This window comes from Micromonospora sp. NPDC005979, from assembly GCF_040614415.1.
Lineage (GTDB): Bacteria > Actinomycetota > Actinomycetes > Mycobacteriales > Micromonosporaceae > Micromonospora.
Map to the genome: position 1 here is coordinate 38,978 of NZ_JBEXUR010000008.1, position 16,342 is coordinate 55,319.

General features: G+C 72.6%; 19 protein-coding genes. 12 read left to right on the top strand and 7 right to left on the bottom strand.

Going from position 1 to position 16,342, the window contains the following annotated elements:
- Positions 1-56: 56 nt before the first annotated feature.
- Genes rsgA through ABZ272_RS15135 form a run of 3 tightly spaced genes read left to right on the top strand, consistent with a single transcriptional unit; the run spans position 57 to position 2,828 of the window.
- Positions 57-1,067 carry a ribosome small subunit-dependent GTPase A gene (rsgA, locus tag ABZ272_RS15125; protein WP_355050542.1) on the top strand — a complete coding sequence of 337 codons (1,011 nt, stop codon included), beginning with the start codon at positions 57-59 and terminating at the stop codon, positions 1,065-1,067.
- A 28-nt stretch (positions 1,068-1,095) separates the two neighbouring features.
- The gene (gene hisN / locus ABZ272_RS15130) at positions 1,096-1,914 is read left to right on the top strand and encodes a histidinol-phosphatase (protein WP_355050543.1); all 819 of its coding nucleotides are present in this window, start codon (positions 1,096-1,098) and stop codon (positions 1,912-1,914) included.
- A gap of 59 nt (positions 1,915-1,973) precedes the next feature.
- Entirely contained in the window at positions 1,974-2,828 is an 855-nt protein-coding gene (locus tag ABZ272_RS15135) for a hypothetical protein (RefSeq protein WP_355050776.1), read from the top strand.
- 51 nt (positions 2,829-2,879) lie between these two features.
- Here the strand turns inward: ABZ272_RS15135 and ABZ272_RS15140 are convergent, their stop codons facing one another.
- Positions 2,880-4,079: a glycosyltransferase gene (locus ABZ272_RS15140; protein ID WP_355050544.1), complete on the bottom strand. Its 1,200-nt coding sequence runs from the start codon at positions 4,077-4,079 to the stop codon at positions 2,880-2,882.
- A 203-nt stretch (positions 4,080-4,282) separates the two neighbouring features.
- On the opposite strand from ABZ272_RS15140, the gene ABZ272_RS15145 reads away from it, so the two are divergent.
- Together ABZ272_RS15145 and ABZ272_RS15150 are read left to right on the top strand one after the other, a co-directional pair.
- Positions 4,283-5,281 (top strand): SDR family oxidoreductase, encoded by a 999-nt coding sequence (locus tag ABZ272_RS15145; protein ID WP_355050545.1) that lies wholly within the window; start codon positions 4,283-4,285, stop codon positions 5,279-5,281.
- A gap of 51 nt (positions 5,282-5,332) precedes the next feature.
- Positions 5,333-5,905 (top strand): DUF5709 domain-containing protein, encoded by a 573-nt coding sequence (locus ABZ272_RS15150; RefSeq protein WP_355050546.1) that lies wholly within the window; start codon positions 5,333-5,335, stop codon positions 5,903-5,905.
- 7 nt (positions 5,906-5,912) lie between these two features.
- Here the strand turns inward: ABZ272_RS15150 and ABZ272_RS15155 are convergent, their stop codons facing one another.
- Positions 5,913-6,560: a response regulator transcription factor gene (locus tag ABZ272_RS15155; protein WP_355050777.1), complete on the bottom strand. Its 648-nt coding sequence runs from the start codon at positions 6,558-6,560 to the stop codon at positions 5,913-5,915.
- 14 nt (positions 6,561-6,574) lie between these two features.
- Positions 6,575-7,699: a DUF5931 domain-containing protein gene (locus ABZ272_RS15160; protein ID WP_355050547.1), complete on the bottom strand. Its 1,125-nt coding sequence runs from the start codon at positions 7,697-7,699 to the stop codon at positions 6,575-6,577.
- A gap of 120 nt (positions 7,700-7,819) precedes the next feature.
- On the opposite strand from ABZ272_RS15160, the gene ABZ272_RS15165 reads away from it, so the two are divergent.
- Entirely contained in the window at positions 7,820-8,260 is a 441-nt protein-coding gene (locus tag ABZ272_RS15165) for an ATP-binding protein (RefSeq protein ID WP_355050548.1), read from the top strand.
- A 157-nt stretch (positions 8,261-8,417) separates the two neighbouring features.
- Here the strand turns inward: ABZ272_RS15165 and ABZ272_RS15170 are convergent, their stop codons facing one another.
- On the bottom strand, positions 8,418-9,356 hold the full coding sequence (locus ABZ272_RS15170) for a ribose-phosphate pyrophosphokinase (RefSeq protein ID WP_355050549.1): 939 nt from the start codon (positions 9,354-9,356) through the stop codon (positions 8,418-8,420).
- A gap of 76 nt (positions 9,357-9,432) precedes the next feature.
- Between ABZ272_RS15170 and glpK the strand changes: the two genes are divergently transcribed.
- The 3 genes from glpK (at position 9,433) to ABZ272_RS15185 (ending at position 11,881) form a co-directional block, all read left to right on the top strand.
- Positions 9,433-10,917 carry a glycerol kinase GlpK gene (gene glpK / locus ABZ272_RS15175; protein ID WP_355050550.1) on the top strand — a complete coding sequence of 495 codons (1,485 nt, stop codon included), beginning with the start codon at positions 9,433-9,435 and terminating at the stop codon, positions 10,915-10,917.
- 3 nt (positions 10,918-10,920) lie between these two features.
- A complete protein-coding gene (locus ABZ272_RS15180) occupies positions 10,921-11,343 on the top strand; it encodes a DUF3592 domain-containing protein (protein ID WP_355050551.1) in 423 nt (140 codons plus the stop codon).
- A gap of 88 nt (positions 11,344-11,431) precedes the next feature.
- The gene (locus ABZ272_RS15185; protein WP_355050552.1) at positions 11,432-11,881 is read left to right on the top strand and encodes a YbaB/EbfC family nucleoid-associated protein; all 450 of its coding nucleotides are present in this window, start codon (positions 11,432-11,434) and stop codon (positions 11,879-11,881) included.
- A gap of 21 nt (positions 11,882-11,902) precedes the next feature.
- Here the strand turns inward: ABZ272_RS15185 and ABZ272_RS15190 are convergent, their stop codons facing one another.
- A complete protein-coding gene (locus ABZ272_RS15190; RefSeq protein WP_355050553.1) occupies positions 11,903-12,352 on the bottom strand; it encodes a hypothetical protein in 450 nt (149 codons plus the stop codon).
- A 104-nt stretch (positions 12,353-12,456) separates the two neighbouring features.
- Between ABZ272_RS15190 and ABZ272_RS15195 the strand changes: the two genes are divergently transcribed.
- Both ABZ272_RS15195 and ABZ272_RS15200 read left to right on the top strand, forming a co-directional pair.
- The gene (locus ABZ272_RS15195; RefSeq protein WP_355050554.1) at positions 12,457-12,750 is read left to right on the top strand and encodes a hypothetical protein; all 294 of its coding nucleotides are present in this window, start codon (positions 12,457-12,459) and stop codon (positions 12,748-12,750) included.
- A gap of 17 nt (positions 12,751-12,767) precedes the next feature.
- Positions 12,768-13,664: a hypothetical protein gene (locus ABZ272_RS15200; RefSeq protein ID WP_355050555.1), complete on the top strand. Its 897-nt coding sequence runs from the start codon at positions 12,768-12,770 to the stop codon at positions 13,662-13,664.
- An 18-nt stretch (positions 13,665-13,682) separates the two neighbouring features.
- Here the strand turns inward: ABZ272_RS15200 and ABZ272_RS15205 are convergent, their stop codons facing one another.
- On the bottom strand, positions 13,683-14,516 hold the full coding sequence (locus tag ABZ272_RS15205) for a phosphoribosylaminoimidazolesuccinocarboxamide synthase (protein ID WP_355050556.1): 834 nt from the start codon (positions 14,514-14,516) through the stop codon (positions 13,683-13,685).
- 148 nt (positions 14,517-14,664) lie between these two features.
- Here ABZ272_RS15205 and ABZ272_RS15210 point away from each other — a divergent pair, with 148 nt between their 5' ends.
- Complete coding sequence (locus ABZ272_RS15210; RefSeq protein WP_355050557.1) at positions 14,665-15,996, top strand: extracellular solute-binding protein; 1,332 nt, start codon at positions 14,665-14,667, stop codon at positions 15,994-15,996.
- Positions 15,997-16,047: 51 nt separating this feature from the next.
- On the opposite strand, the gene ABZ272_RS15215 is transcribed toward ABZ272_RS15210, so the two are convergent.
- Positions 16,048-16,299 carry a hypothetical protein gene (locus ABZ272_RS15215; protein WP_355050558.1) on the bottom strand — a complete coding sequence of 84 codons (252 nt, stop codon included), beginning with the start codon at positions 16,297-16,299 and terminating at the stop codon, positions 16,048-16,050.
- Between the last annotated feature and the right edge of the window lie 43 nt (positions 16,300-16,342).

Sequence of the window (16,342 nt, forward strand, 5' to 3'; positions counted from 1 at the left end):
GGCCCGGGAAGTCGTCGCGTCCGCGTACGCGCACCCGGCCCCGGCACTCCGACGCGGTGGACGGCTTCGTCATCGCCGTCGACCGGGGGCGCTACCAGTGTGTGCTGTCCGGCGCCGAACGGGGGGCGGTCGGCGCCGAGCTGCCGACGGTGACCGCGATGCGGGCCCGGGAGCTGGGCCGCAAGTCGGTGGTCGTGGGTGACCGGGTCAGCCTCGTCGGCGACACCTCCGGCGCGCAGGGCGCTCTCGCCCGCATCGTCCGGATCGCCGAGCGCCGCTCGGTGCTGCGCCGCACGGCCGACGACGACGAGACCACCGCCGAGGGCCGGTTGGAACGTGTCGTCGTGGCCAACGCCGACCAGTTGGTGATCGTCAGCGCGTTGGCCGACCCGCCGCCGCGCACCGGGTTCATCGACCGCTGCCTGGTGGCCGCGTACGACGCGGACGTCGACCCGCTGCTCTGCCTCACCAAGGCCGACCTGGCCGGGCCGGAGGAGGTGCTGGGCTACTACACGGAGCTGGAGCTGCCGTACGTGCTCAACCGTCCCGACTCCGACCTCGCCGCGCTGCGCGCGCTGCTGAGCGGCAAGGTGTCGGTGCTGGTCGGGCACTCCGGGGTGGGCAAGTCGACGTTGGTGAACCGCCTCGTCCCGGACGCCGCGCGCGCGGTCGGGGTGGTCAGCGCCATCGGTCGCGGCCGGCACACCTCCACCAGCGCGGTGGCGCTGCGGCTGCCACCGGTGCCCGGCGTCGACACCGATCCGGGCTGGATCATCGACACCCCGGGCATCCGTAGTTTCGGGCTGGCGCACGTCTCCGCCGACAGCCTGCTGCACGGGTTCCCCGACCTGGTGGAGGGCACCGTCGACTGCCCGCCCAACTGCCCGCACACCGCCGACGAGGCCGACTGCGGGCTGGACGCCTGGGTGGCCGCCGGCAAGGCCGACCCACGCCGGCTGGCGTCGTACCGCCGGTTGCTCGCCTCCCGGGCCGGCGACGGCGACGCCCGCGGCGACAGCGACCAACGCGGACCCGGCGAGGGTGACTGGCGCGGGCCCGACGAGTGACGCGGCGGGCGTCGGCTAGGTTGCCGGCATGACCGGGTACGCCGACGACCTCGCCCTCGCCCACCTGCTCGCCGACCGCGCCGACGCCATCGCCACGGCCCGGTTCCGGGCGCTCGACCTGCGGGTGGACACGAAGCCGGACCTGACACCGGTCTCCGACGCGGACACCGCCGTCGAGCGGGAGATCCGCGCGCTGCTAACCGAGCACCGGCCCGCCGACGGGCTGCTCGGTGAGGAGTACGGCGCGCAGCCGGCCGCCGAGCCGGGTGGCCGCCGGTGGATCGTCGACCCGATCGACGGCACCAAGAACTTCGTCCGTGGGGTGCCGGTGTGGGCCAGCCTCATCGCGCTGTACGACGGTGACCGGCCGGCGGTCGGCGTGGTGTCCGCGCCCGCGCTGGGACGGCGCTGGTGGGCGAGCGCGGGCGCGGGCGCGTACGCCGGTCCCGGTCCCGACGCGGGCGAGCGGATCGGCGTCTCGGCGGTACGCGACGTCGGCGACGCGAGCGTCTGCTACTCGTCGCTGACCGGCTGGGAGGACGCCGGGCGGCTCGACGCGCTGCTCGACCTGCTGCGAGCCGGCTGGCGCAGCCGGGCGTACGGCGACTTCTACGGCTACATGCTGTTGGCCGAGGGCGCGTTGGAGGTGATGGTCGAGCCGGAACTGTCCCTGTGGGACGTGGCGGCGCTGGTGCCGATCGTCACCGAGGCGGGCGGCACGATCACCGATCTGACCGGTCGACCCGCGCCGACGGGCGAGCCCGGCACCGAGAGCAGCGTGGTGGCCACCAACGGTGTGCTGCACGCCGACATCCTCGCCCGTCTGGATCGACCAGCCGAGCGCTGACTGCCGACAACCTCTATCCTCGCCAGGTGGTCTCCTCCGGCTGGTGCTTCCTCGCGGCGATGATCGTCGCGTACGGCTTCGCCAACCTTCTCCAGTCGGTGGCCGCGGCGCGCACCACGGTGCATCACACCTTCGATCCGGGTCTGCTGCTGAGACTGGCCGGGCACCGGACGTACCTGGTCGGGCTGATCTGTCAGATCGGCGGTTTCGTGCTCGCCTTCCTGGCCCGGCGCGATCTGCCCCTGTTCCTGGTGCAGGCGAGCGTGGCGGCCGGGCTCGGGGTGACCGCGATCATCGGTGTGCTGGTGTTGAAGTGGCGGCTGCCGATGGCCGAGGTGGCCCTGCTGGCCCTGCTCTTCGCCGGGATCACCGCGCTGGTGCTGGCCGCGCGGCCGGCGCCGTCGAAGCAACTCGGCACCGCCGGCTCGATAGCCCTGCTGGTGGCGCTCGGGGTCATCGCCGTGCTCGGCTTCTTCGCCGTCCGACTGCACGGCGCCCCCGGTTCGGTGGCGCTGGGCTCGCTGGCCGGTCTGGCGTTCTCGTCGGCTGCCGTCGCGGCCCGACCGCTGGCCTCCGCGCCGTCGGCGGAGGCGTTCCTCGCCGACCCGCTGTTCTACCTGCTGATCGGCCACTCGATCGTCGGCCAACTGCTGCTCGGCCTGGCCATGCAGCGTGGTTCGACGACCGCGGCGGTCGCCGCCATGGACGCCGCCGGAGCGGTGCCCGCGGCGATCGTCGGCCTGCTGCTGCTCAACGACAAGATCTGGCCGGGGCGCGAGTGGCTGGCCGCCGCCGGTTTCCTGGTCACCCTGGCGGCCGTGATCGGTCTGACCCGGTACGCCCAGCCGCAGCAGCAGCGCGCGGCGGCCCGCCGCAGTAACCGGGACATGGTCGCCGCCGGCCGAGCCGCCTGAGACGAGAGCCCACGCCGCGTCCCGCGGACGCGGCGTGGGCTCTGCCGTCTCTCAGGCCTCGACGGGCTTGCGGCGGCTCGCGACCCGCTCGTAGAGGCGTTCCAGCGCGGCGGCGGTCCGTTCCCAGGTGTAGCTGCTACGGACCCGGTCCACGGCGGCATGACCGTAGGCGAACCGGCCGGCGTTGTCGGCGAGCAGCCGGCGCAGGGTCAGCCCCAGCGTCCGGACGTCACCGGGTGGCACGAGGCGGCCGGTGACCTCGTCGACGACGGCGTCCGCCAGGCCGCCCATCGCGTAGCCGACCACCGGTACCCCGCACGCCATCGCCTCCAGGGAGACGCGTCCGGCCGACGAGTAGTGCGGAGTGCAGGCCACCACGTCGGCCGAGCGGTACCAGGTCGCCATCTGGTCGTGCGGTACCGCTCCGACGAGGCGTACCTGCTCGGCGACCCCGGCGCGCTCGGCCAGTTCGCGCAGGCGGCGTGCCTCGGTGTGGTGGGACAGTTGGTCGGCCGGTGGGCCACCGGCGATCACCAACTCGGCGTCGCCGACCAGCCGCATCGCCCGGATCAGGTCGTCCTGGCCGTGGCCCGGGGACAGCCCGCCGACGGAGAGGATCCGGGACCGCTGTTCGCGCGGAGCCGCCTCGCCGTCCGGGTGGAACTGCGCGGTGTCCACCCCGGCCGGCACCATCGCCACGGATGTCCGTTGCAGACCCATCCGGGTCAACTCGTCGACCTCGTCGTTGGACTGGGCCACGGCGATGTCCACCGCCCGGGTCAATGCCCGTTCCAGCGGGATGCGCTCCCCCGGGCCGTCGTACCCGCCGCCGAGGTGGCGCAGTTGCTCCACACCGAGCGAGTGGAAGGTCTGTACGACCGGGATGTCGGTCTCCCGAACGGCGTGCGCGGCAGCCAGCCCACCGATCCAGTAGTGCCCGTGCACCACCTCGGGGCGCCAGGCGCCGCCCCACTCGTCGGTCAGCCAGCGTCCGAACTCGGTGACGTGCGGGACGAGTCCGGCCGTGGGCAGGGCGGTCGGCGGACCGACGGGCACCCGGTGCACCCGGTAGCCGTCGACGTCCAGCGTCGCCGGCAGTTCCGGGTCGTCCCGGCGCTCGTAGATCCGGACATCATGGCCTCTACCAGCCAACTCGGCGGCGACCCGTGCAATGTGTTGTCGAGTGCCGACCGGCGGGCCGTCGGCGTGCCGGTACGAACTGCTGTGCGCGCAGACGAGGCCGACGCGCATGGGTCACCTCCCTGCGATCTTTTCCTCGGCGGTCCCGGTCAGAGCGTCCCATTAACCTGCGGGTGCCGAGTCGAAACCTGGCAGATCGGGAACAGTCACCGCGAGTGCCACCGACACTTGCGCCACGGCAATCACAGCGGCCCCGAATCGGAACCTCGCCGGCCGTTGGTATGACCTGCCCCGACCCGGGGTACCGCTGGGAGATGCCGCTGACCCGGAGCCTCGACGACTCGACCGTGGTGATCACCGGCGCGTCCAGCGGGATCGGCACGGCCACCGCGTACGCGTTGGCGCGGCGTGGTGCCGCCGTGGTCCTCGCCGCGCGCAGCGAGCAGGCGCTACAGCAGGTCGCGCAGCGCTGCCGGCAACTGGGCGGCCGCGCGCTGGCCGTACCCACCGACGTGACCGACCTCGACTCCGTGCAGCGCCTGGCCGAGCGCGCGGTGGTCGAATTCGGCCGCGTCGACGCCTGGGTGAACAACGCCGCGGTGAGCGCGGTGGGTCTGTTCGACGAGATCCCGGTCGCCGAGTTCCGGCGGGTGCTGGAGGTCAACCTGCTGGGCACGGTGCACGGCATCAAGGCCGCGCTGCCGCATCTGGAGGCGGCCGGCGGGGGCGTCCTCGTCAACAACGCCTCGGTGCTGGCCGAGGTGGCGATGCCGTACCAGTCGGCGTACAACGCCGCCAAACACGGCATCCGCGGCCTGGCCGACACCGTCCGGCAGGAACTGCGGGTCACCGGTCGGGGGCAGATATCCGTCTGCACCGTGCTGCCGGCCACCATCGACACCCCGTTCTTCCGGCACGCGGCCAACCACAGCGGTCGGGAGCTGGTGCCACCCCCGCCGGTCTACCCGCCGGAGGTCGTCGCCCAGACGATCGTGCGGTTGCTACGCCGGCCACGCCGGGAGGCGTACGCCGGTGGGGCCGCCCGGCTGCTCGGCCTCCAGTGGCGGCTCGCGCCGGCGTTGGTCGAGCGGACCCTCGGCTGGTACACCCACCGCACCCAGTTCGGCCCGGGCGCCCGGCTGGACAGCACGGGCAACGTGTTCCACGCCGACGGGCAGGCCAGCCGCGACGGCGGTTGGCACGGCCGACGGCGTCAGTTGGTGCGGATGACTGCCGCGTTCGGTCTCGCCGCGGCGGGCACCGCCGTCGGAACGATGGCGGCGATCAACCGCCGCTCCCGGTCGGTCCGCTGATGACGGGCCCTGCCCCGGTTACGGCGGGAGGGCAGCGGGTAGTGATCAGACATGCGCGACAACGAGTTCCCGACCCCCGTGTCCGACACCGAGGCGGAGGGTCTGCCCGACACCGCCGACGACGACTCGACCGCCTACGACGACGTCCTGACCGGGCGTGAGGCGGACGGTCCGGAGCCGGCCCAGATCCCCGGCGACCGTACGCCGGTGGCGGTGGACCGCTTCGGGACGACCGCCGAGGAGCAGCTGGACGGGGAGTCGTTGGACTACAAGCTCGACCGGGAGGTCTACGAACGCCCGGTGGACGACCCGCTCGCCGGCCCGGTCGACCCGAAGATCGCCTTCGAGGCGGAGAACGAGGCCGCCGCGGCGGAGGCCCAGCTCGACGCCGACGTGATGGACCCCGGTCCCACCTCGGACCCCAACTCGCCGGTCTCCCTCTACGACCACGGTCAACTCGGCACGGTCGCCGACGCCACCGTGGGTCGGCTGGTGGAACCGGACGAGGGGGCGCACACCGACCAGGAGACCGACTCCGTGGCGTACGACGCGGGCTCGGCCGGCGGCGGGGCTACCGCGGAGGAGCTGGCCATCCACGAGACCGAGCCGCCACGCTCGGTCTGAGGCCCGGTCAGTCGTCCAGGCCACGCTCGATGGCGTAGCGGGTCAACTCGACACGGTTGTGCAGGTGCAGCTTGCCCAACGTGTTCTGCACGTGGTTCTGCACCGTACGGTGGGACAGGCCGAGCCGCTCGGCGATCTGCTTGTACGACATCCCCTTCGCCACCAGACGCAGCACCTCCGTCTCCCGGGCGGTGAGCCGGGGCGTCCCCGGCTCACCGTCGTCGGCCGTGCCGGCCTCCGGCCCGGCGGCCAACCGGCGGTACTCCCCCAGCACCAGCCCCGCCAGGCCGGGCGTGAAGACCGGGTCGCCGTTGGCGGTACGACGTACCGCGTCGAGGAACTCACCGGGCGCCGTCGACTTCACCAGGTAGCCGGTGGCGCCCGCCTTGACCGCGTCGAGCACGCTCTGCTCCTCGCCACTGGCACTGAGCATGAGCACCCGCACGCTGGGCAGGACCGCGCGCAGCCCGACGACGACCTCGACCCCGGAGATGTCCGGTAGTTGCAGGTCGAGCACGACCACGTCGGGTCGGGCGGCGGCGCCGATCCGGATCGCCTGCCGCCCCTCGCCGCTGGTCGCCACGACCAGGAAGCCGGCCTCCGCCAGGTCCCGGGCCACGCCCTCGCGCCACATTGGATGGTCGTCGACCACCATCACCCGAACGGCGCTCACGGCCGCGTCCTCGGCACGGTCAGCTCGATCTCGGTGCCGGCGTCGGGGCTCGACATGATCCGGACCGTCCCGCCCAGGTCGGTCACCCGGCCGCGGATCGACTGGGCGACACCGAGCCGCCCCTGCGCGGCGGCCTCGGCCAGTCGGCCCTCTTCGATGCCCGGCCCCTCGTCACGGATCGACACGGTCACGGTCTCCCCCTCGTCCTCGACCAGCACCCAGGCCCGTCCCCCGGCGTGGCGGCCGACATTGTCCAGGGCCGCGCCGGTGGCGGCCGCCAACTCACCCGCCACCTGCCGGGGCAGGGTCACCGGCGTGGCGGGCGCCGAGAGCGACACCGCCGTCGAGGCGTACCGGCCGAGCAGGTCCCGCAGGTCCACCGCGTCCGTCCCGGTGACTCCGGCGGGCGTGGTGCCGGCGATCAGAGCGCGCAGCGCGGCCTCCTGCTCACCGGCGAGCCGGGCCAACTCCCCGGCCTCACCGGGCAGGTGCGCGCCGCGCCGCTGCACCAAGGCCAGCACCTGCAGGACCGAGTCGTGGATGCCGCGGGCCAACCGCTCCCGTTCCCGGGTGGCCGCCTCCAGCTCCACCGCGTGTTGCAGGCGTTCCTCGGCGCGCACGGCGAGCCGGGCGACGTGCCCGACCACCACCCCGGCGAGCAGCAGCAGGATCACCCCGGTGAAGGAGGACTGGCCGATCCGCTCCCGGGTGGCCAGGTCCGCGCCGGCCACCAGCAGCGCGGCCACCGTGCCGCGCCGCCGGCCGCCGGAGACGGCCCAGGCCAGCACCGGGCCGGCCATCCAGGCCACCCCGAGAGTGGGTACGCCGTGCCCGAGCGCCTGCCGCCCCACCGCCCACGGGCTGGACAGCACGATGGCGATCACCACGCCGAGGTCGACCAGCAGCAGTGGCCAGCGACGCCAGGCCGGTCGGGCGTACGCGACGGCGGCCACCCCGGTCCAGATGACCATCACCAGCACCAGTGCGCCGACGATGATCGGGTGGGCGTACCGGTCGGCGTCGCGTACGGCGAGCACGCCGACGTACGCGAGGGAGGCCAGCCGGAAGACGGTGAGCGCCCGCCAGAGCGGCACCTCGAAACCACCTGGCGGCGACGGCATGGCGGTCAGGATGCCACAGGCGGGTCAGTGGCGCGGGGGCCACGTGGTGCGGTCCGGGAAACCCTGACGTACGGTTGAAAAGCCGCGAAATATTCCGAGATCCGCCGCCGGGACAGGGCCATGACGAATGCAGATCCGCACGCACCGCGTACGGTTGTGCCCATCGAACCCTCCCTCCTGATCGCCGAGGCCTTCGACCAGGCCCAGGTGACCGAGATTCGACACTCGGTCATCTCCTGCGCGCACGCCTGCGGGCTCGACGGCCAACGGCTGGACGACTTCGTGCTCGCCGTCAACGAACTGATCACCAACGCGGTGCGGCACGGCGGCGGGCGCGGGTGGCTCCGGCTCTGGCAGGAGCCCGGCGAGCTGCTCTGCGAGGTGGCGGACCACGGGCACGGCATCACCCCGCAGCGCCTCGGTGACCGGAGCCGTCCCGCCGCCGAGACCGCCGGCGGATGGGGCCTCTGGCTGGCCCGCGAGCTGACCGACGCGATGGAGATCGCCACCAGCTCCGCCGGCACCACCGTCCGAATCACCACCACCCTCCGCACCCCCTAACCCCCCACCCCACCCCGCCCCTCCCCCGCCCCCCCGGCGCGCGTCGATCTTGCACTTTCGGTGGCGACGAAGCGGTCCCAAGGCGACATTTCGGCAACACAAAGTGCAAGATCGGCGAGCCGAACCGGGACGAGGGGCGGGGCGCGGGGTGGTGGGGTCAGCCGAAGAGGGCGGAGACCGACTCGCCGTTGTGGATCCGGCGCATCGCCTCGGCCAGAGCCGGGGCGACCGAGAGGACCTGGAGGTTCGCCACCCGCTTCTCGGCCGGGATGGGGACCGTGTTGGTGCAGACGATCTCCAATACGCCGTCCTGGTCGCTGAGCCGGCGCAGCGCGTCGCCGGAGAACAGGCCGTGCGTACAGGCCAGCCGAATCGAGCGGACCTTCAGGTCGCGCAGGTGCTCCATCAGCTCGATCACGGTGCTGCCCTTGGCGATCTCGTCGTCCAGCACGATGACGTCCCGGTCGGCCACCTCACCGATCACCGCGCTGATCTTGACCAGGTCGTCGCTGAACCGCTGTTTCGCGCCGGCCGCGACGGGCGTGCCGAGGAGCCGGGCGAAGGCGGCGGCCTCCTTGGCGTTGCCCAGGTCGGGCGAGACCACCACGGTGTTGCTCAGGTCGTACCGCCGGAAGTGCGTGGCCAGCTCCCGCAGGGCGTGCAGGTGGTCGACGGGGACGCTGAAGAAGCCGTGCACCTGCGGCGAGTGCAGGGTCAGCGCCAGCACGCGGTCCGCTCCCGCCGAGGTCAGCAGGTCGGCGACGAGCCGGGCGCCGATCGAGATCCGTGGCGCGTCCTTCTTGTCCGAACGAGCGTACGCGTAGTGCGGAAGCACCACCGTGATCCGGCCGGCGGACGCGCCCCGCGCCGCGTCGATCATCAACAGCAGCTCGACCAGATTTTCCTGCACGGGTGGCACCAGCGGCTGGATCAGGAAGACGTCCCGCTCCCGGCAGTTGGCCTGCAACTGCACCTCGAGACAGTCGTTGGCGAACCGGGAGACCCGTACCGGATGCAGCGGCACCCCCAGGTGGGCGCAGATCTCGGCGGCGAGGTCGGGATGGGCAGTTCCACTGAAAACGGCGATGTCGCGCACGTTCGCACATCGTAGGCGACGCCGGGCCGACGTGACGCGTGTCGCACCATGCCGCCACTGCGGGTACGGTGCTGCCGTGACCCCCCAGTACGTCGCCGCCATCGACCAGGGCACCACCTCCTCGCGGTGCATCGTGTTCGACGCCGCCGGGGACGTCGTCGCAGCGGCCCAGCGCGAGCACCGGCAGATCTTTCCCCGGCCCGGGTGGGTGGAGCACGACGCCGAGGAGATCTGGGACAACGTCCAGCAGGTGGTCACCGAGGCGCTGCGGTCCGCCGGCGTCACTCCGTCGGGACTCGCCGCCGTGGGCATCACCAACCAGCGGGAGACCACCGTCGTCTGGGACCGGGCCACCGGCCGGCCGATAGCCAACGCCGTGGTCTGGCAGGACACCCGCACCGGCCCGCTGCTGCGCGAGCTGGCCTCGGCGTACGGCGAGGACTGGTTCCGGGCCCGTACGGGTCTTCCGTTGGCCACCTACTTCGCCGGCCCGAAGCTGCGATGGCTGCTCGACGAGGTCGACGGCCTACGCGAGCGCGCGGAACGCGGCGAGGTGCTGTTCGGCACGATGGACAGTTGGCTGATCTGGAAGCTCACCGGTGAGCACGTCACCGACGTGACCAACGCCAGCCGGACCCTGTTGATGGACCTCACCACCCTCGACTGGGCTCCGGAACTGCTGGACGCGCTGGGCGTGCCGGCCGCGATGCTGCCCGAGATCCGCTGCTCGGCCGAGGTGTACGGGACGGCCCGCGGAGTGCTCGCCGGGGTGCCGGTGGCCAGCGCGCTCGGCGACCAGCAGGCCGCCCTGTTCGGGCAGACCTGCTTCCAGCCCGGCGAGGCCAAGTGCACCTACGGCACCGGCAGCTTCCTCCTGCTCAACACGGGCGCCACCCCGGTGCCGTCCACGCACGGCCTGCTCACCACGGTCGCCTACCGGATCAAGGACCAACCACCGGCGTACGCCCTGGAGGGCGCCATCGCGGTCACCGGGTCGCTGGTGCAGTGGCTGCGGGACAACCTCGGGTTGATCTCCTCCGCGGCCGAGGTGGAGGACCTGGCCCGCACCGTGGACGACAACGGCGGCTGCTACATCGTGCCGGCGTTCTCGGGTCTCTTCGCCCCGCACTGGCGCAGCGACGCGCGCGGGGTGATCGCCGGCCTGACGGGCTACATCACCAAGGGGCACCTGGCCCGGGCGGCGCTGGAGGCGTCGGCGTGGCAGACCCGCGAGGTGGTCGACGCGATGGACGCCGACTCGGACGTGGCGCTGCGCCGGCTCCGGGTGGACGGCGGGATGACCGCCAACACGTTGCTCATGCAGTTCCTCGCCGACGTGCTCGACGTCCCGGTGGTCCGCTCCCGGATCACCGAGACCACCTGCCTGGGCGCCGCGTACGCCGCGGGCCTGGCGGTGGGCTTCTGGCCCGACCTCGCCACCCTGCGCGCGCAGTGGCGCTCCGATGCGCAGTGGGAATCGACGATGGCCGCCGAACTGCGCGAGCGGGAGTTGCGTCAGTGGCGCAAGGCCGTCCAGCGCACGCTCGACTGGGAAGAGTGAGTCATGCCGCAGGTGGTCCTGGCGATCCTGGCGGGCCTCGGCCTGGCCGGAATGGCGTACGCCCTCGTGCGCTTCCGGCGCGACCTCGGTCTGCTGCGCCGGGGTGTACGGACGCCGGGTGAGGTGGTGGAGCTGCGTCCGGTCACCCGGGGGAACGGCCCCCGCACCTACTACCCCGTGGTGCGGTACCGACTGGCCGACGGGACCGAGGTGACCGCGACGCCGGGGCGCTTCCGGCAGACCCCGCTCTCGGCCGCGCCCGGGCCGGTCACCGTGGTGTACGAGCCCGAGCGTCCGAACCGGATCCTCGTCGAGTCACCGAGCATCGTCGGAAGGTCCTCGGTGCTGGTCCCGTTCGTCTCGCTGCTCACCGTCAGCGTGACCGTGCTGCTGGTCGGCGTCGGGATCTTCGTGAGCCTGGGCTGATCCGCGCTCCACAGTGGTCCGACCCCCCATGGGTGGACCGTGGTGGGTACCGTCGGCCGGTCACATCGACGACAGCGGGAGGGACACGATGAGCGGGCCGATCGGCGGCACACCGAATCCGGACGTGATGGCGCAACTGTCGGCGCGGATGCGCGAGCAGTTGAGCCGCGGCGAGGAGCTGCGCGAACGATTGACCGGGTTGACCGGTCACGCCGAGAGCGAGAACGGGTTGGTGCGCGTCACCTGCACCGCCGACGACCCGGCCCGGGAACTACACATCGACCCACGGGCCCTGCGACTGCCCGCCGCCGAGTTGTCGGAGCTGGTCGCCGGCCTCCTGCGCGAGGCGCGGGCCGACCTGGCGCGGGCGACCGACGAGGTGATGCGTGAGTTGGGTGGTCCGGCCGGCCCCGCGGCGGTGCTCCACGACCCGGCGGCAGCGCAGGCGAAGCTGGCGCAGCTCAACGACATGGTCAGCGGGCCGCTCCGGGAGAGCACGGAAATGCTGGAACGGCTGCGGCGCCAACTGGGGGTCTGAGGGCGCCAGCCCGGGAGCGGGTCAGCGGCCGCGCCGCACCCGCTGCACGCCCGCCCGCAGGAAGACGACGGCGAGCGCCACCGTCACCGCCAACAGGACCGCGCCCACCATCAGCGGGGCGATGAGCCAGGCCATCAGGCTGGCGGTGGCCCGGTCGCCGTTGGCCCAGCCGTCGACCCGGTCGCCGGTGTGAAACGAGCCGCCGCCCACCGGGCCGCTGACCACCCTGCCGTCGGACATGTTCCAGGTGCCCCGGCACCGCTGGGTCCCCTTGGGACCACCGTTGTCACAGGACTCGACCTGGATGCTCACCCGCTCGGCGCCGATCAGGTTGCGGCCGAGGCCGATGGGCAGCACCAGGAGGACCAGGAGCATGAGGATCGGCACCATAACCCGCTGCCAGCGCGGTCGGCGGGCCATCCGGGTCAGGTAGTCCTCGGGGGGCGTCGACGCGGAACGTCCGGCTGCCATGGTTCGCAGGCTACCAGCGACGGGCACTCACGCCCATCCATGATCCTGTTAGGCTGTCCGCGCTCCGGCACCATGAACATCGATCACGTACACGGGGAGAGTCGATGATCGAGGTTGACCCGCCGGCGATCCGTGCGCTCGGCGAGACGATCGAGCGCGAGGTCGGCCCGCCCCTCGACGCCTGCGCCGAGCTGCTGGAGTCCGCCCGCGCCATCGAACACAGCAACTTCACGTCGGTGGTGCCGCAGCTCGCGGTCGCCTACGTGGGCGCCGTCGAGTTCGTCGAGGAGCAGTTGCGCGCCAAGCGCGAGCACCTCGCTGAGGTCCGGTCCCGGTTGGGCCGTACGGCGGACAACTGGGAGGCCGCCGAGACCGCCAGCACCATCGCTCCCCGCTGAGGACGTCGGAGACCGACATGGCAGACCCCACCTACCCCGCAGCCGCCGCGAAGCTCGCGATGACGGAGATCAGCCTGGCCGCCGCAGTCATCCCCGCCGCCTGGCCGATCGCCCAGATCGTCTACTTCAACCAGTGCGACCCCGAGACGATCATGCGCAAGGGCGGCGACTGGTTGGCCATGTACGACCAACTCGGCACCGCCCACGGCAACCTCGACGACGCCCTCGCGACCCTGACCGCGGCCCAGTGGAGCGGCAAGGACCGCGAAGCGTTCGGGGTGCACATCAACGCGTACGGAACGCAGATCGTCGGCACCCAGGTCCTCACGGTCACCGTAGGCGTCACCATGCTCTGCGTCGGAGCCGCCCTACTCTGCCTCGTCGTGGCGTACGCGGTGGTGTCCACCATCCTGGCGGTCTTCGCCGCCTTCATCGCGGCGGCCGGGGCAACCGTGGTCGGCGCACCGGCTGCGGCGTCCGCCCTGGCGACGGCGAACTCGTTCGCCGCCTCGGCGCTCAGCTTCCTCAAGGGGATCGAGACGATGGCCGAGGCGGTCGCCACCGGCGGTGCGGCGGCCATCGCGGGCGCGGCCGCGTTCGACGTCGGCGCCCACCTGGGCAGCGGTGATGTCGGAGTGCTGAAGGACCTGGTCCAGGCCAGCGTCGACGGGCTCGACAACGTGGCCGCCGGGTTCCTGTCCAAGTGGGAGCGCGACTTCGTGGGGTACGGCATCCACAGCGGCGCCCGGCACGCGGTCGGTTCCCCGACCGGTCCGGGCTACCTGGTCTACGGAGGTGGCACCCAGGTCGCGCCGGCCGGCACGGACGGCGACGGGGACACCGTCTACGGCACTTCGGGCGTGGTCGACAACCTGTGGTCGCGGTTGTTCGGGAACGACGCCTGGAACCACTGAGGGCCCCAGGCCGAGCGGTCACTCCCAGCGGTTGCCGGTGAGCTTCTCGTACACCTCGACGTAGCGGGCCCGGGTCGCCTCGACGACCTCGGCGGGTACGTCCGGTGCGGGCGGCAGCTTGTTCCAGCCGCTACCGGTGGCCCAGTCCCGCACGTACTGCTTGTCGTAGGAGAACTGCACGCGGCCCGGCTGGTACGACTCGGCGGGCCAGAACCGCGACGAGTCGGAGGTCAGCAGCTCGTCGGCGAGCACCAGGGTGCCGTCCGGCGCCCAGCCCAGTTCGATCTTGGTGTCGGCGATCAGGATGCCCCGGTCGGCGGCCAGTTCGGCCCCGCGCCGGTAGATGTCGAGGGTGATCTGCCGCAGCCGCTCGGCGGTCTCCTGGCCCACCTTGGCCACCACGTCGTCGTACGTGATCGGCTCGTCGTGCTCGCCGGCCGGCGCCTTGCTCGACGGGGTGAAGATCGGCTCGGGCAGGATCGACGCCTCGACGAGCCCTCGGGGCAGCGGTACGCCGGAGACCGTTCCGGTGCGCTCGTACTCGCGCAGGCCGCCGCCGGTGAGGTAGCCGCGGGCGACACACTCGACGGGGACCATGTCGAGCCGCTGGCAGCGGATCGCCCGGCCGGCGAACTCGGCCGGCACGTCGGTGGCCGAGATGACGTGGTTCGGCACCAGGTCGGCGAGCTGCTCGAACCACCACAACGAGAGCGCGGTGAGCAGTCGACCCTTGTCCGGGATCGGTGTCGGCAACGGCACGTCGTAGATCGAGATGCGGTCCGACGCGACCAGGATCAGGTCGTCGCCGTCGGCGTACACGTCCCGGACCTTGCCGGAGTGCAGAAGTTCCACGTGCCCTAGTACACCACGTGACACCGGCGGGTCCGTCCGGCCACCCCTGGGCCCACGGGCCGACCGGGGTGACCGGACGGACGTTGACACCCTCCTGCGCCGCCTGCGTGAATGGTCCGACCCCCGTCCGTCGGTGCCAGGAGACCCCGTGCCCGCTGTTCGTCCCCCGATCGACCGATTTGGCGCCGACCCGGGCCGACGCCGGGTGCTCGCCGCTCTGTTCGGCGCTCCCCTGCTGGCCACCGGTGGACTGGCCGGGTGCAGCGACGGCGCCGACACCTCGACCGGGAACGGCCCGGTCGAGCTGTCGGTCTTCTGGTGGGGCGGGACCAAGCGGGCCGAGCTGACGGAGAAGGTCCTCCGGCTGTACTCCGAGCGCAACCCGGGGGTCACCTTCCGGGTGACCTGGCAGGGCGCCGACGGCTACTACGAGCGGCTGGCCACCCAGGCGGCCGGCGGGAACGTCCCGGACCTGATCCAGCTCGACGACTCGATGCTGGCCGAGTACACCCAACGCCAGATCACGCTCGACCTGAGCCAGCCGATCGCGGATCACCGACTGGACCTGCGTGGCCTGCCGGAGGGTCTGGTCCGGTACGGCACGGTGGACGGGCGGACGACGGGGGTCGCGGCCGGGCAGACCCTCGCCGCCGTGGTCTTCAACCGGGACCTGCTGCGCGAGCTACAGGTGCCCGAACCGCGCGGCGGAATGTCCTGGGCGGACTACATCGCGTGGGCACAGCTGGTCACCGAGGCCAGCGACGGCCAGGTGGCCGGCACGATGGACGCGTCCGGCGACTACCGCGCCCTCTGGCTCTGGCTCCGGTCCCAGGGTGGCGAGTTCTACCGGGGTCGGGAACTGGGCTTCGGCGCCGACGAGCTGATCGCCTGGTTCGAGCTGTGGCAGCGGGCCCGCGCCGGCCGCGCGACGCCGGGCGCGGCCCTCGTCGAGCAGGCCGACAGCGGGGAGCCGTCCCGGCAGCCGGTGGTCACCGGGTTGACGGCCGCGTCTTTCGCCTGGTCCCACCAACTGCCGGAGCTGCAACGACTCACCGACTCCGAGCTGGGCGTGGTGGGCTTCCCGGGGCCGCCGGGGGCACAGTGGGCCCGCGCGTCGATGTACTGGGCCGGCTTCCGGGGCACCCGTCACGCGGACACCGTGGCCGACGTGATCAACTTTTTGACCACCAACGGCGAGGCCGGCACGGTCCTCGGTCACGAGCGGGGCCTCAACCCCAGCCTCGCCGTTCGCCGGTACACCCAGGGCAGCATCACCGACCCGGCCCAGCAGCGCGCCGCCGCTCTCGGCGAGAGCCTGGCCGACCAGCTCGGACCGGCGCCGTCACCGCCGCCGAAGGGCCACGCCAAGGTACGCACCCTGCTGGTCACCGCCGCCGAGCGGGTCCGGGTGAAGCGGGACGGCACCCGGGAGGCCACCGCCCGCTTCCTGTCCCAGGCCATCGGCGCCCTGGCGGGCTGAGCCCGGGTCGTCAGCGCGACGGGCCGCGCCTCGACCCGTGGGCGCGACGGATCAGCGCGGCGGGCCGCCGCGACGGTTACGCGTGAGACGCAGCACCAGGAACACGATGATCGCCACCACCACGAGGCAGCAGAGCAGACCGAGGAAGCCGAAGCCGCCGCCGCCCCGGCGCCGCCGCGCGGCCTCCATCACGACCTCGCCGGTCCCCGTGGACGCCCAGGCCGCGACCGGCACGAAGACCGCCAGGACGACCGCACCGAGGACCGCGCTGAGCCGGCCCCACCACTTGCCGAAGGAAGACATGCGCCCATCCTCGCCGAAGGGCGCAACCTCGGCACGGCGGTAA